Source organism: Micromonospora sp. NPDC003776 (assembly GCF_053605645.1).
Window position 1 is genome coordinate 1 of the sequence record NZ_JBSGJR010000121.1, and the last position, 13,807, is coordinate 13,807.

The window sequence follows — 13,807 nt, forward strand, 5'->3', positions numbered from 1 at the left end:
TACGCCTCGGCGACGGTCGAGGTGGCCGCTCCGGCCACCCCGGTGCCGTTGCCCGCCGGGGTGGCCGGCGAGGTGGCGGCCGCGGTCGGGGCGGCGCTGGACAACGTGGCCCGGCACGCCGGTGGGCGGGCGTGGGTGCTGATCGAGGACGAGGGGGAGACGGTGACGGTCTCGGTACGCGACGACGGGCCGGGGATGCCGGCGGGGCGGCTCGCCGAGGCCGCGGCGCAGGGCCGGCTCGGGGTGGCCCAGTCCATCCGGGGCCGGATGGCCGACCTGGGCGGCACGGCGCGCATCGTCTCCGCCCCAGGCGCCGGTACGGAGATCGAGCTGAGCGTGCCCAGGAGCGGCCGGTAGCATCCGGGTGATGGTGGTCGACGACCACCCGATGTGGCGTGAGGGCGTCGCCCGCGACCTCACCGAGGCCGGGTACGAGGTGGTGGCGACCAGCGGGGAGGGCCGGCAGGCCGTCCGGCTGGCCCCGGCGGCCCGCCCCGACGTGGTGGTGCTCGACCTCCAACTGCCCGACATCTCCGGGGTCGAGGTGATCCGCGGGCTACGCGCGGCGCTGCCCGAGGTCCGGGTGCTGATGCTGTCCGCCAGCGGCGAGCCGCAGCGCGTCCTGGACGCGGTCAAGGCCGGCGCGACCGGCTATCTGGTCAAGTCGGCCGCGCCGGCCGAGTTCCTGGACGCGGTGCGCCGCACCGCGGGCGGCGAGCCGGTCTTCACCCCGGGCCTGGCCGGGCTGGTGCTGGGGGAGTACCGGCGGCTGGCGGCGGGTCCGGTCGCCGCGGACGACGGCGCACCCCGGCTCACCGAACGGGAGACCGAGGTGCTGCGTCTGGTGGCCAAGGGCCTGTCGTACAAGCAGATCGCCGAGCGGCTCGGGCTCTCCCACCGGACGGTGCAGAACCACGTGCAGAACACGCTCGGCAAGCTCCAACTGCACAACCGGGTCGAACTGACCCGGTACGCCATCGAGCGGGGCCTGGACGACTGACGGTCAGGTCGCCTCCGGCGGCCGGGTCTCGTGGATGGCCAGCTCCTCCGCGGTCGCCCCACCGCCCGCCGCGCCGGCGTCGTACGCGACGTTGTCGGTCTCCAGGTCGGTGTGCGCGCCCTCGTCCGGCTCGACCAGCCGGCCCACCTGATGGTCGGCGACCGCGCCGAGCTGCCCGTGGTCGTAGAGGGACACCGGCGAGTGCGGGTCCGAGGTCGGGCCGGGGTCGATCACGTCGGCGTCGAGCTGGGCCTGCGCGGCGGCCTCCTCGCTGTCCGCCTCGGCGGCGATGTCCGGGTCGACCGCGCCGGCCAGCGGGTCGTCGGCGGGCCGCTCATACTGCTCGCGCTGGAGCTTGTAGTCCAGCGACTCGCCGTCGAGCTGCTCCTCGGCGGTCGTCCCGTACCGGTCCACGGCCACCGGGGTGCGGTCGCCGGGCAGCTGCGCCGGCTCGGGGCCGTCGGCCTCGCGGCCGGTCCGGACGTCGTCGTTGGCGGTCGAGTCGTCGTCGGCGGTGTCGGGCAGGCCCTCCGCCTCCGGGTCGGACACGGGGGTGGGGTAGTCGTCGTCGCGCATGAGTGGTCACTACCCGCTGGGCTCGGCGCATTAACCGCGTTCGACCGGGTGGATCGGGAGGAACGGGGTCAAAGAGGGCGGCTCAGCCCTGGAACGCCGCCTCGTCTTCGGCGTACAGCACGCACCAGACCACCTTGCCGTCGGGCAACGGCGTGCTGCCCCAGCTCCGGGCCACCGTGTGGATGAGCAGCAGGCCGCGACCCCCGGCCGAGTTCAGCGGCGCCAGGCCGGCGTACGCGGGCAGCCGGGCGGAGTGGTCACGGACCGCCAGGTGCAGCGCGGAGTCGCGCGGAGCGACCCGGATGGTCATCGGCGTGCCGGCGTGGGCGACCACGTTGTTGACCATCTCGGTCACCGCGATGCACGCCGGTTCGGCCAGCTCCGGCACGCCCCAGCGGGCGCAGCCGTCGGTGACCAGCCCGCGGGCCTCCCGGGCCGCCACCGCCAGCGGGGGCAGGTCGGCGTTCAGCACGGCCGCCAGCGGCGCGTCGACCAGCGTGGCCTGTGCCTCGTCCAGCGACCGGTAGACCGGCGCGCCGCCGAAGCCGGCCGGGCCCCGGGCGCCGGCATCGGGGCCGGCAGCCGGGTCGAGCACGAGGATCCCCGCGGCGGGCCAGTCGGCCACCGTCCGGTGCACCTCGTCGACGACGGCGCGGGCGTCCGCTCCGGCGATCCGGACCCGGGACAGGTCGACGATCACGGGGCCCGGTCGCTGCCAGAGCCGCGCCAGCAGGGCATCGCGGACCGCATCCGTCCCGGCCGGGTCGAGCACCCCGGTCAGCCTGACGATCGCGGACGATTCGTCCGCCTCCACCAGGCATCGCACGTCCGTCGGCATGATCGTCCCATTGTGCACGTCGGGTGAGGGATGCGCATCCGGCCGGTCCAGCGGATTCATCCGCGCTCCGTCCGCGCGCGCCGGGTCATCGCGGCCAGGGTGCCGACCGCGGTGCCGGCCGCGGCCAGCCCGAACGCCGCAGTCACCCGGACCAGTTGCCGCCGCCGGCCGTGCCAGCCGCCGGACCGCGCGGCCTCGGCGTCGGGCCGGAACAGGTTCCCGGCGCTGTCCAGCGCCACGCCGGGACCGAACTGGGTGCGCGCGGCGTACCAGCCGAGGGCCCGCTCGACCAGCGCCGGGGCCAGCCGCCACTGGAGCCCCAGCAACCGGGCGGCGCCCCCGGCGTACGCCTCGCGGCGGGGCCGGCGCAGCAGCCGGACGATCGTCTCGGCGGCCACCTCCGGCGGGTAGACCGGTGGGGGTGGAGTCAGCTCCCGCCCGCTGTGGTTGGCGGCGTGCCGGAAGAACGGTGCGTCGATGCTCGCCGGCAGCACCGTGCAGATGGAGATGTTGCCCCGCCCGGTCACCCGCAGCTCCTGCCGGACGGTGTCGGCCAGCCCGCGGATGCCGTGCTTGGTCGCGTTGTACGCCGACTGGTAGGGCATCGCCACCTCGGCCAGCACGGACGCGTTGTTGACCAGCACCCCGCCGCCGGCCGCGTCCAGCCAGGGCAGGGCCGCCTTCGTGCCGTACACGGTGCCGAGCAGGTTCACCGCCACCACCCGGCGGAACTCGGCCACCGGAATCTCGTCGAAGAGCCCGACGACTCCCACCGCCGCGTTGTTGACCCAGGCGTCGATCTTGCCGAACTCCGCCGCCGCCCGCGCCGCGAGCCGGCGTACCGCCTCCGGGTCGGTCACGTCGGTGGGTACCGCCAAGGCCCGTCCGCCCAGCTCCCGGCAGCGCGCCGCGACCCGGTGCAGGGCCTCCTCGGTGCGGGCCGCGAGCACCACGTCCGCGCCCCGGCGGGCCAGCGCGTACGCGGTCGCCGCGCCGATCCCGCTGGACGCGCCGGTGATCACGACGGTGGCGTCGTCGAGGGCGCGGGTGAGAGGCATTCCTGGCCGGTACCCCCGGTCCGGGCCGGTCATGCGACCCGGGTAGCAGGGATCACGGCCGGCGCCGACCGGATCCGGGCAGGCGGCACGACGGGGTCGGAAAGTCGAGGTGGGCCGGTCCGATCCCGATCTGCCAGGTTTCGGCGCACCGGGGCCGGGTTAATGGGACCCTCTGACCGGAGGACCCACCGCTGCAATGAACGCATGGAGGTGCACCATGCGCGTCGGCCTTGTGTGCGCGCACGCCGGACCGTCCGCCGACGGTCCCGCCGTGGGCACTCACCAGCACATCGCACGGGTCGCAGCAGAACTCGCCGAACGGGGGCACGACGTCCGGGTCTACGAGCGGCGCGACGAACCGGGCCAGCCGGACGCCACCGAGGTGGACGGCTACCGACTGGAGCGGGTCCCCGTCGGCCCGCCCACCCCGCTGCCCACCGCCGAGCTGGTGCCGCATGTGGCCGAGTTCGGCGGCTGGCTGGCGCGGCGGTGGTCCGGCGACTGGGCGCCGGAGGTGGTGCACGGCCACTACTGGCTGGGCGGCCTGGCCGCCGCGAACGCGGTACGCGAGACGGACATCCCGGTGGTGCAGACCTTCCACTCGCTCGGCATCGAGCAGCTGCGCCACCTCGGCCGGCGGTACGACGGCCCCGGCGAGCGGATCCCCCTGGAGCGGGCGCTGACCCGGGCGGTCGACATCGCGGTCGCCCAGTGCAACGACGAGGTCGACGAGCTGACCCGGATGGGGCTGCAACGCAGCGCGGTGGCGATGGTGCCCACCGGGGTGGACACGGCCCAGTTCCACCCCGACGGCGAGGCCGCGCCCCGGGACCAGCGCGCCCGCATCCTCTCCGTCGGCGGGCTCTCGCCCGGACACGGCCAGGACGACCTGATCCGGGCCATGCGCCTGGTCGGTGACGCCGAGCTGGTGATCGCCGGCGGTCCGCCCGCCGAGGAGCTCGCCAACCACGCCGAGGCCCGCCGGCTGCGCGAGCTGGCCGAGCGAACCGGGGTGGCCGAGCAGGTGAAGCTGGTCGGCGCGGTGCCGCACGACCAGATGGCCACCTGGTACCGCTCCGCCGACGTGGTCGCCTGCACGCCGCACTACTCCTCCGCCGGCCGGGTGTCGCTGGAGGCGATGGCCTGCGGCGTGCCGGTGGTCGGCTACGCGATGGGCGGCATCGCCGACGCCGTGGTCGACGAGGTGACCGGCAAGCTCGTCCCGCCCGGTGACGTACGCGGCCTCGGGGTGGCCCTGCGCCGGTTGCTCGCCGACAACGCCGGGCGGTTCGCGTACGGACACGCCGCGGTCGACCGGGTCCGGTGCAGCTACACCTGGGAACGGACGGCCGGCGCGCTGGAGCGGCTCTACGAGCGGGTGATCGGTCGCCGCCGGCCCGTCGAGCCGGTGGAGGCGGCCGCGGCCCGCCAGCCCGTCGAGGTGGCCGCCGAGCAGCGCGGCCCGGTCGAGGCCGCCTGACCGACGCCGGCCGTCGTCCCCGGCGTCTGCCCGGTTCCGGCCGCACGCCGGCGTCTGCCCGGTTCCGGCCGACGGGTTGCGGAATGTCGCGGTCTCTCCCGCCCGGGAGGCCGCGGGTTGCGGCAGATCGAGTCGATCGAGCGGACCGCGCGACGTCGGTCGGGCTCAGCGGCGGGCGCGGACGGTGGCGCCGGCGGTGATCATCGGCCGTTCCCGCTCCCGCTCCCGAGCGACCGCGTGGTGGTGCTGCGGCTCCGCGTACCGGGTCAGGCCGACCACCGAGACCAGCGTGGCCAGGAAACCGATGCCGGCCAACCACTCCCGGCCCGGCCAGATCCGGTCGTTCAGCAGCAGCAGGCCGATGATCGCCGCGGGCACCGCCCCGGCGGCGTCCATCGCGGCCACCGCGGCGGTGGTGGAACCGCGCTGCATCGCCAGCCCGAGCAGCAGCTGCCCGATCAGCGAGTGCACGATCAGCAGATAGAGCAGAGGGTCCCGGACGAACGCCTCCGCCGTGTCGGCCGAGGCGAGCGGGCGGGCGGCCACCGCGGCGGCGGAGAACGCCATCCCGGCCAGCGAGCCGAGCGCCACCGAGCCGGGCGCGCCGCGCAGCCGGACGGCGAAGAACCCGAGGACGGCGATCACCGCCACCGCCCCGGCCAGGCCGATCAGTCCGGCGGTGCCCAGCTGCCGGGAGGGGGCCGGCTGGGCGGCCAGCACCAGCGCGGTGATCCCGCCGAACAGCAGCACCAGGAGGGCGATCTCGGCGGCCGGCAGGCGCCACTTGAGCACCACCACCCCGATCACCGCGGTGACCCCGAGCCCGGCCGCCACACTGGCCTGGACCAGGAACAGGGGTAGGTCGCGGCGGGCCAGGAAGGCCAGCACGAAGCCGGTGACCTGGCACAGCAGCCCGACCAGGTAGGTGCGGTGGCTGGCCAGCCGGAGCAGCAGCCCCGGATCGAAGGTGTGGTGCACGGTGGTCCGTGCCGCCGCGATCGACTGGAGCAGGTTGGCGAAGCCGTACGCGACGATCATCGCCGCGAGGAAGCACCAGCCGGAGGACACCACCTGGCGAGGATAGAGGCTACCGGCGGGTCAGTGCTCGGCCGGCCGGCCGAGCCGGGACAGGATGTCGTCGTGCAGCGGTCCGTTGCTGGCGATCGCGCTGAATTCGTCCGGGCCGGTCCCGGCCGGGGCCGGCCGGCCGTCCAGGGCGGTGACGGTGCCGCCGGCCTCGGTGACGATCGGCACCAGGGCCGCGACGTCCCAGAGCGACAGCTCCGGCTCCACCATCACGTCCAGCGCCCCCTCGGCAAGCAGCATGTAGCCGTAGAAGTCGCCGTACGCCCGGCTGCGCCAGGTGTCCCGCATGAGCTGGAGGATCCCGTCCAGCCGCCCCGCCGCCTCCCAGCCGGTCAGGGACGAGTAGCAGAAGCTGGCATCGGCCAGGTCGGTCACCCCGGAAACCCGGATCGGCACGCCGGCGGCCGGGTCGGGGCCCGCGTACGCGCCGGCGCCGAGCGCGCCCCACCAGCGCCGGCCCAGCGCCGGGGCGGAGACCAGGCCGAGGACCGGGCGGTCCCCCTCGAGCAGGGCGATCAGGGTGGCCCAGATCGGCACACCCCGGACGAAGTTCTTCGTGCCGTCGATCGGGTCGACCACCCAGCGGCGCCCGTCCGGCCCGGTGGGCGGCTGCTCCCCGTACTCCTCGCCGAGCAGGCCGTCGCCGGGGCGGTGGGTGGCCAGCAGGGCGCGGATCTCCCGCTCCACCGCGGTGTCCGCGTCGGAGACCGGGGTCAGGTCCGGCTTCGCGTCGACCCGCAGGTCGAGGGCGCGGAAGCGGGCCGTGGAGATGGCGTCGGCGGCGTCCGCCAGCCGGTGGGCGAGGGCGAGGTCGTCGGCGTACCGGGTCATGCCGACACGCTAGCCGTCACCGCTCCAGCGGATCCCCCGGGTTCCGCTGGTCGGACTCGCGGGAGTCGCTGTCCCCGCTGCGGGAGGCCAGCAGCCGACGGTACGACGCCAGCCGCCGCGGGTCGGCCTTGCCGGCGGCCACCCAGGCGTCCAGCGCGCAGTCCGCCTCCTCGGCGGTGTGCTGACAGTTCGCCGGGCAGTCGACCGTCCCCTCGACCAGATCGGAGAAGCCGTGCAGCAGGCTCTCCGCCGAGACGTGCGCCAGCCCGAAACTGCGTACCCCGGGGGTGTCGATGATCCAGCCCCCGCCGGCTCCGGGCAGCCGCAGGGCCACCGCGCTGGTCGACGTGTGCCGGCCCCGGCCGATCGCGCTCACCCTGCCGACCGCCCGGTCGGCCTCCGGGACCAGCCGGTTGACCAGCGTCGACTTGCCCACTCCCGAATGCCCCACCAGGACCGAGACCCGCCCGGCCAGCAGCGCGCGCAGCGCGTCCAGCGACGAGTCCGGCCGGATCAGCACGTACGGCAGCTCCAGCTCGGTGTAGTAGTCCAGGACCGCCTCCGGGCCGGCCAGGTCGGCCTTGGTCAGGCAGAGCAGCGGCTCGATGTCGGCGTCGTACGCGGCCACCAGGCAGCGGTCGATGAACCCGGTCCGCGGCGGCGGGTCGGCCAGCGCGCTGACGATCACCAACTGGTCGGCGTTGGCGACCACCACCCGCTCCAGCCGCCCCTCGGCGGTGGTGGCGTCGTCCTCCGCGGTACGCCGCAGGACGGAGCTGCGTTCGGCGATCCGGACGATCCGGGCCAGCGCGCCCGGCGCGCCCGAGGTGTCGCCGACCAGCCCGACCCGGTCGCCCACGACGACCGACTTGCGGCCCAGCTCCCGGGCCCGCATGGCGGTGACGGTCGGGGTGTCCGGTCCGGCGTCGGGGAGCACGCAGGTGTAGCGGCCCCGGTCGACGGCGATCACGAACCCGTCGACGGCGTCCTCGTGCCGGGGCCGGGTCCGGGTACGCGGACGCGACGACTTCCCGGGCCGGACCCGCACGTCGTCCTCGTCGTACTCCCGCCGTCTGGTCGCCAGGACGTCGCCCCCCGTCGCGTCAGTTCTTGCCGGTCACCATCCCCGACCATAGTGCCGGGAACTCCGGCATGGTCTTGGAGGTGCACGCCACGTCGTCCACCTCGATGCCGGGGACGGCCAGCCCCGCCACCGCGGCGGCGTGCGCCATCCGGTGATCGGCGTACGTCCGGAAGGTGCCGCCGCGCAGCGGGCGGGGCCGGATCTCCAGCCCGTCGGTGGACTCGGTGATGTCCGCGCCCAGCGCGGCGAACTCCTTGGCCAGCGCGGCGATCCGGTCGGTCTCGTGCCCCCGGATGTGCCCGATCCCGGTCAGCCGGGACGGTGAGTCGGCGAGCATCGCCAGCGCGGTCAGCGCCGGGGTCAGCTCGCTCACGTCGGACAGGTCGGCGTCGAGGCCGTGCACGCTGCCGGTGCCCCGGACGGTGAGGCCGGCGGTGCCCAACGTCACCTCGCCGCCCATCCGGGTCAGCAGGGCGCGCAGCTGCTCGACCGGCTGCATGCTGCTGCGCGGCCAGCCCTGGAGGGTCACCTCGCCGCCGGTGACCAGCGCGGCGGCGAAGAACGGCACCGCCCCGGAGAGGTCCGGCTCGATCTCCCAGCCGCGCCCGGTCAGCGGGCCCGGCTCGACGGTCCAGACGTCGGGGGTGGTGTCGTCGACCGCCGCCCCCGCGGCCCGCAGCATCTGCACCGTCATCCGCAGGTGCGGCGCGGAGGGGACCGGCGGGCCCACGTGCCGGACCACCACACCCCGGTCGAAGCGGGGCGCGGCCAGGAGCAGGCCGGAGACGAGCTGGCTGGAGGCGGAGGCGTCGATCACCACCTCGCCGCCGGCGACCCGGCCGGCGCCGAGGACCGCCAGCGGCAGGCTGCCGGTCGCGGGCGTGTCGATCCGTACGCCGAGCGAGCGCAACGCGCCGATCAGCGGGCCGAGCGGGCGGACCCGGGCCGCCGAGTCGCCGTCGAAGGTGACCCGACCCTCGGCGAGGCCGGCCACCGGCGGCAGGAAGCGCATCACCGTGCCGGCCAGACCGACGTCGACGTGGGCCGGGCCGACCAGCCGGTGCGGCCGGACCAGCCAGCGCTCGTCGTCGGAGACGGACACGTGCGCGCCGAGCTCGCGCAGCCCGCCGGCCATCAGCTCGGTGTCCCGGGCGCGTAGCGGCCGGGCCAGCGTCGAGGGACCGCCGGCCAGCGCGCTGAGCACCAGCGCCCGGGCGGTCATCGACTTGGAGCCGGGCAGGCGCAGCGTGATGCCGACCGGGTCGGTCGCGGTCGGCGCGGTCCACGGCTGCGGCGCACGCGTCGCGGTCAGATTCCCCACGGTCACATTGTGCCAATTCGCGCGGCCGGGGGAACCGTCCGTCGTCCCAGCTCCCGGCTGGCGGGACAGCCGGAAGGGCCGCGGGGCGTTAGCGTGTGCGCCATGTGCGGGAGGTACGCGACGAGTCGGAGCGCGGGTGACCTGAGCGCGCTGTTCGAGTCGTACGACGAGACCGGCGGTGCGGTCGGCCCGGACTTCAACGTCGCCCCGACCGACCCGGTGCCGCTGGTCCGGATCTCGCCCGACGGGCACCGGGCGCTCTCGGTCGGCCGCTGGGGGCTGGTGCCGCACTGGTCCCGGACCGCGGCCGGCGCGGCCCGCATGATCAACGCGCGGGCCGAGACCGTCGCCACCAGCCGGGCGTACGCCCCGTCCTTCGCCCGCCGGCGCTGCCTGGTCCCCGCCGACGGCTGGTACGAGTGGGTCCGCGGCCCGGGCGGCGCCCGCCAGCCCTACTACATGACCCCGCGGGACGGCGCGGTGCTCGCCTTCGCCGGCATCTGGTCGGCCTGGGAGTCCGCCGATCGGGCGCTGCTCACGTTCAGCGTGCTGACCACCGCGGCGGTTGGCGAGCTGGCCGAGGTGCACGACCGGATGCCGCTGCTGCTGCCCCGAGAGCGCTGGGCGTCGTGGCTCGGGCCGACGGACGAGCCGGCCGCGCTGCTGGTCCCGCCTCCGCCGGAGTGGCTCGCGGGGTTGGAGATCCGCCCGGTCTCCCCGGCCGTCGGGGACGTCCGCAACGACGGTTCCGCGCTCACCGTCCGGGTTCCGCTCGCCCGCGAGGAGGTTGTTACGGAAGCGACGCTGTTCTGAGCAGTGGCGACACATTGTCGTGTGCTGATTTGCCGGGGTTCGGCCTGAATCGTCGCCCGGTTGTTTAGGCATGTTTGCCGTAGAGCCTTGTCCCCGTGTCCGGAAGTGCGATAGAACACAGCGCCGGCGTTGGGCGTCTGTTCGCACGGGGCGGATGACACCCATCGATCTCTTCATGATCATAGCCGGTCCCACGGGGGAGGTGGGTGTATTGACACGGGCACGTATGCCCCGCCCGCACGAGGTGGCCGCCGCACGACGAGACCCGCGCCTGCTGCGGGCACTGCGCGAGCGGCGCCAGGACGAGGCGTGGCGGACCAGAGGGACCTGTCAGAGTGTGGATCCGGAGACCTTCTTTCCGGCGCCGAACGAACCGGCCGATGCGGCCGTCGCGCTCTGCCGCAGTTGTGACGTGCAGGGATCCTGCCTCGCCTGGGCGCTCGAGGTGGGTGACTGTCATGGCGTCTGGGGCGGCACCACACCGCGCGAACGGCGGGCCATGCTCGTCGCCTGGCGCAGTGAGGTGCAACCGGATCCGGACGCCCTCGAGGAGGCCGGTCCGCCGGTCCGCGACCGGCTGCTCACGCTGGTGCCGTTGAGCTGATTTCCTACCGTCGCCCGCGCTCCTTCCCGGGGTGCGGGCGACGGTCTTTTTCCGCCCTGACCGCGAATGCGCGCGCTGGACGGCCGCGCTGTTCCGGCCGGGCGGCCCGCCTCGTCCGCCGATGGCCGGGCGGTGGTGCTGGCCGCCGTCCGTCCGACCGGAACTGGGGACCGGCACCGGGGTTGCGCCGGCTCGGCGTCCGTCTGGTCTCGTCTCCTCTCGTCCCGGCGCGTGCCGGGACGGAGGGCGCCTGCGGACCGCCTCGTCCGCGCCGGGTTCGCATGGTCGGGTCGGTCGCCGTCCGGCCCGCTCCGCCCGCGCGGCGTCGCGCGGGGTCGCCGGCCGGCCTGCCGATCACGTTGTCCGTGCCGGGTTCGCGCGGTTGTGCCGGTCGCCGGCCGGCCTGCCGATCACGTTCTCCGTGCCCGGTTCGCGCGGCCGGGCCGGTCGTCGTCAGGCCTGCCGGCCCGGGCGGCAGAATGGGTCGGTGCGGCAGACCGACGAGATCGCCACGGCCCGAGGCCCGGCCCGGGTCGACACCGACCTGCCGGCCACCCGGTACGCCACCCTGCTGGTGTTCGGTCACGGCGCGGGCGGCGACGTGGACGCACCGGACCTGGTCGCGGTCCGCGACGCCGTGGTCGCCGCGGGGGTGGGCGTGGTCCGGGTGACCCAGCCGTACCGGGTCGCCGGCCGGCGCGCGCCGGCGCCAGCGGGGCACCTCGACGAGGCGTGGGCGGCGGTGCTGACCGCGCTCCGGGAGCGCCACCCCGACGTCGTCCGCTGGGTGGTCGGCGGCCGCTCCAGCGGGGCCCGGGTCGCCTGCCGGACCGCTGGCGCGACGGGCGCGGCCGGGATCGTCGCGCTCGCCTTCCCGCTGCACCCGCCCGGTCGCCCGGAACGCTCCCGCGCCGACGAGTTACGGACCGGTCTGCCCACCCTCGTGGTCAACGGGGACCGGGACCCGTTCGGGGTGCCCGAGCCGGGACCGGACGTCGAGGTGGTGACTCGCCCCGGCGAACGGCACGACCTGCGCGGCGACCCGCCGGGCACGGCGGCCGTGGTTCGCGACTGGTTGCGCGCCCGGGGCTGGGCCGCTCCTTGACCCGCTCGGCCGGCCGTCGTCGGCGCCTGTCCGCGACTGGCTGTGCGCCTGATCCGCTCGGGCCGGCCCTTCGCGCCGCAGCGGCCGTCGCTGGCGTCCCCTCTCGCGCCGCGTCGCACGCGGCCCGTCCCGCGGCCCTCGCGCTGCTCGTCCCGCGAGGTCGCCAGCGTCTCGTCCTGGGCCCTGCCGGGCGTTGCTCGTCCTGGGCCGGGTCGCGCGGCTGGTCGCCTGGGCTGCGCCCCGGCGACAACAAACGCACCCAGAGGCGGGGTGCAGCGCCTGAGTGGAACGGTATGGAGGTGAAACGAGCCGTTTGACCTCCATGACGTTCCACTCACGGGCGGAGGCGGGCGGGATGCCAGCGCCATCGTGCTCGAACCGGGAAGTAGCGGCTTCCCGGCTCCGTCGAGACCACTACTTCGCGGTTCGAGCGTGACCTTGAAGGGCGCGGGTCGGTCGGAGGGGCGGAGCCAGCCATCCGCGGGTCGGGGGCGGGTACGGAGACAGGCGGGCGGCCGCCGACGCGGGGCGAGAAACCGGAGGCGAGGGCCCGGGGGCGAGGGCCGGGGCCAGGGGGCGAGGGCCGGAGGCGAGGGGCCGGGGGTGATCTTGTCGGCGGCGGGGGCGTGACCGTGGGTGGCGGCGGGTCGTTGCATCGGATGGTGCCGGACGTCCGGTTCGGGCGTTCCGGGGCCATCCTCCCAGGCCCTTCCTGGTCCCAGCGTCGGTCGCGGCCGAGGCCGGGACCAGGAACGGCGGGACGGCGGAATGTGCCGACCGGCGGCGGGCGTTACTACCTCCGGACGACATTTCCAGCCGAGGGGGGTGACCGGTGCCGACCGAGACACGGAGCCGGGAGCGGGACGAACGGGACGCGCAGCAGCTCAGACGGCTGCTCGACGCGCCGGAGTGGCCCGCGGCGGCATCGGCCGTGAGCACCAGCACACAGTCCGGAAGTGAATCTGGCGTCAGGCGGGTACGCGTATCCTCGGCGGGAAAGCATCCGACGCGAGGGGATGTGCGGTTGACCACCGAGAAGACGGACGAGCGCAGGGCCCGCTTCGAGCGGGACGCGATGCCCTTCGTCGACCAGCTCTACGCTGCCGGGCTGCGGATGACCCGCAACCCGGCGGATGCCGAGGATCTGGTCCAGGAGACGTACCTGAAGGCGTACGCCGCCTTTCACCAGTTCGAGCAGGGTACGAATCTGAAGGCCTGGCTCTACCGGATCCTGACCAACACCTACATCAACTCCTACCGGAAGCGGCAGCGCCAGCCCGTCCAGGCTCCCACGGACGAGATCACCGACTGGCAGCTCGCCGAGGCGGAGTCGCACACCTCCAGCGGGCTGCGCTCGGCCGAGACCGAGGCGCTGGACCGGCTGCCGGACAGCGACGTCAAGGAGGCCCTCCAGCAGTTGCCGGAGGAGTTCCGCCTGGCGGTCTACCTGACCGACGTCGAGGGCTTCTCCTACAAGGAGGTCGCCGACATCATGGGCACGCCGATCGGCACCGTGATGTCCCGGCTGCACCGCGGTCGTCGTAATCTGCGGAAGCTGCTCGAGCAGTACGCGGCGGAGCGGGGCTTCAGTTCCGCGCCGTCGAAGGGTTCGACCGCCGCCGCCGGCCGGGAGGTGTGACCGTGAGCTGTGGAGAGCCGCACGAGACGGACTGCCGCGAGGTGCTCGCGGAGGTCTACCTCTACCTCGACCTGGAGTGCGCCGAGGAGCGCCGCACGCTGATCCGGCACCACCTGGAGGAGTGCGGGCCCTGCCTGCAGGAGTACGGCATCGAGCAGGAGGTGAAGGCGCTGGTCGCGCGCTGCTGCGGCAACGAGACGGCGCCCGAGCAGCTCCGCGAGCGGCTGCGCGTCCGCCTGACCGAGTTGGTGGTCTTCGAGACCACCGAGTCCCGCGAGCTCGCCGACTGAGCGACCGCGACACGCTGAAGACGCCGGTGGCCCGGGTCCGATCGGACCCGGGCCACCGCTGCGTTCAGCCCCAGAAAGCTCA

The 13,807-nt window shown here is 74.9% G+C and carries 15 protein-coding genes; 8 read left to right on the forward strand and 7 right to left on the reverse strand.

The features are described from left to right. Positions 1-357, forward strand: a 357-nt coding sequence (locus tag ACWEVO_RS13155) for a sensor histidine kinase (RefSeq protein WP_452307768.1), incomplete at its 5' end; no start/stop codon positions are given. Positions 358-367: 10 nt separating this feature from the next. Beyond that, positions 368-1,000 carry a response regulator gene (locus tag ACWEVO_RS13160; protein WP_452307769.1) on the forward strand — a complete coding sequence of 211 codons (633 nt, stop codon included), beginning with the start codon at positions 368-370 and terminating at the stop codon, positions 998-1,000. A 3-nt stretch (positions 1,001-1,003) separates the two neighbouring features. Here the strand turns inward: ACWEVO_RS13160 and ACWEVO_RS13165 are convergent, their stop codons facing one another. The 3 genes from ACWEVO_RS13165 to ACWEVO_RS13175 all read right to left on the reverse strand — a co-directional run bounded on the left by ACWEVO_RS13165 (position 1,004) and on the right by ACWEVO_RS13175 (position 3,472). Continuing rightward, positions 1,004-1,576 carry a DUF5709 domain-containing protein gene (locus ACWEVO_RS13165; RefSeq protein ID WP_452307770.1) on the reverse strand — a complete coding sequence of 191 codons (573 nt, stop codon included), beginning with the start codon at positions 1,574-1,576 and terminating at the stop codon, positions 1,004-1,006. An 82-nt stretch (positions 1,577-1,658) separates the two neighbouring features. Further along, a complete protein-coding gene (locus ACWEVO_RS13170) occupies positions 1,659-2,414 on the reverse strand; it encodes an ATP-binding protein (RefSeq protein ID WP_452307771.1) in 756 nt (251 codons plus the stop codon). Positions 2,415-2,470: 56 nt separating this feature from the next. Continuing rightward, complete coding sequence (locus ACWEVO_RS13175; protein ID WP_452307772.1) at positions 2,471-3,472, reverse strand: SDR family oxidoreductase; 1,002 nt, start codon at positions 3,470-3,472, stop codon at positions 2,471-2,473. A 217-nt stretch (positions 3,473-3,689) separates the two neighbouring features. On the opposite strand from ACWEVO_RS13175, the gene ACWEVO_RS13180 reads away from it, so the two are divergent. After that, positions 3,690-4,952, forward strand: a complete 1,263-nt coding sequence (locus tag ACWEVO_RS13180) for a glycosyltransferase (RefSeq protein WP_452307773.1) — start codon at positions 3,690-3,692, stop codon at positions 4,950-4,952. Between the two features lie 165 nt (positions 4,953-5,117). Here the strand turns inward: ACWEVO_RS13180 and ACWEVO_RS13185 are convergent, their stop codons facing one another. The 4 genes from ACWEVO_RS13185 to aroA are packed head-to-tail and all read right to left on the reverse strand — an operon-like array spanning position 5,118 to position 9,274. Beyond that, positions 5,118-5,990 (reverse strand): hypothetical protein, encoded by an 873-nt coding sequence (locus ACWEVO_RS13185; RefSeq protein WP_452307782.1) that lies wholly within the window; start codon positions 5,988-5,990, stop codon positions 5,118-5,120. Positions 5,991-6,050: 60 nt separating this feature from the next. Continuing rightward, a complete protein-coding gene (hisN, locus tag ACWEVO_RS13190; protein WP_452307774.1) occupies positions 6,051-6,869 on the reverse strand; it encodes a histidinol-phosphatase in 819 nt (272 codons plus the stop codon). A 16-nt stretch (positions 6,870-6,885) separates the two neighbouring features. Continuing rightward, on the reverse strand, positions 6,886-7,917 hold the full coding sequence (gene rsgA / locus ACWEVO_RS13195) for a ribosome small subunit-dependent GTPase A (protein ID WP_452307775.1): 1,032 nt from the start codon (positions 7,915-7,917) through the stop codon (positions 6,886-6,888). A 55-nt stretch (positions 7,918-7,972) separates the two neighbouring features. After that, on the reverse strand, positions 7,973-9,274 hold the full coding sequence (gene aroA, locus ACWEVO_RS13200) for a 3-phosphoshikimate 1-carboxyvinyltransferase (protein WP_452307776.1): 1,302 nt from the start codon (positions 9,272-9,274) through the stop codon (positions 7,973-7,975). A 102-nt stretch (positions 9,275-9,376) separates the two neighbouring features. On the opposite strand from aroA, the gene ACWEVO_RS13205 reads away from it, so the two are divergent. From ACWEVO_RS13205 to rsrA, 5 genes are all read left to right on the forward strand, one after another. Continuing rightward, positions 9,377-10,087, forward strand: a complete 711-nt coding sequence (locus tag ACWEVO_RS13205; RefSeq protein WP_452307777.1) for an SOS response-associated peptidase — start codon at positions 9,377-9,379, stop codon at positions 10,085-10,087. A gap of 211 nt (positions 10,088-10,298) precedes the next feature. Continuing rightward, complete coding sequence (locus ACWEVO_RS13210) at positions 10,299-10,691, forward strand: WhiB family transcriptional regulator (RefSeq protein WP_452307778.1); 393 nt, start codon at positions 10,299-10,301, stop codon at positions 10,689-10,691. A gap of 487 nt (positions 10,692-11,178) precedes the next feature. Further along, the gene (locus ACWEVO_RS13215; RefSeq protein WP_452307779.1) at positions 11,179-11,796 is read left to right on the forward strand and encodes an alpha/beta hydrolase family protein; all 618 of its coding nucleotides are present in this window, start codon (positions 11,179-11,181) and stop codon (positions 11,794-11,796) included. Positions 11,797-12,628: 832 nt separating this feature from the next. Continuing rightward, complete coding sequence (locus ACWEVO_RS13220; RefSeq protein ID WP_452307780.1) at positions 12,629-13,435, forward strand: sigma-70 family RNA polymerase sigma factor; 807 nt, start codon at positions 12,629-12,631, stop codon at positions 13,433-13,435. 2 nt (positions 13,436-13,437) lie between these two features. Continuing rightward, a complete protein-coding gene (gene rsrA, locus ACWEVO_RS13225; RefSeq protein ID WP_452307781.1) occupies positions 13,438-13,725 on the forward strand; it encodes a mycothiol system anti-sigma-R factor in 288 nt (95 codons plus the stop codon). Positions 13,726-13,807 lie beyond the last annotated feature (82 nt).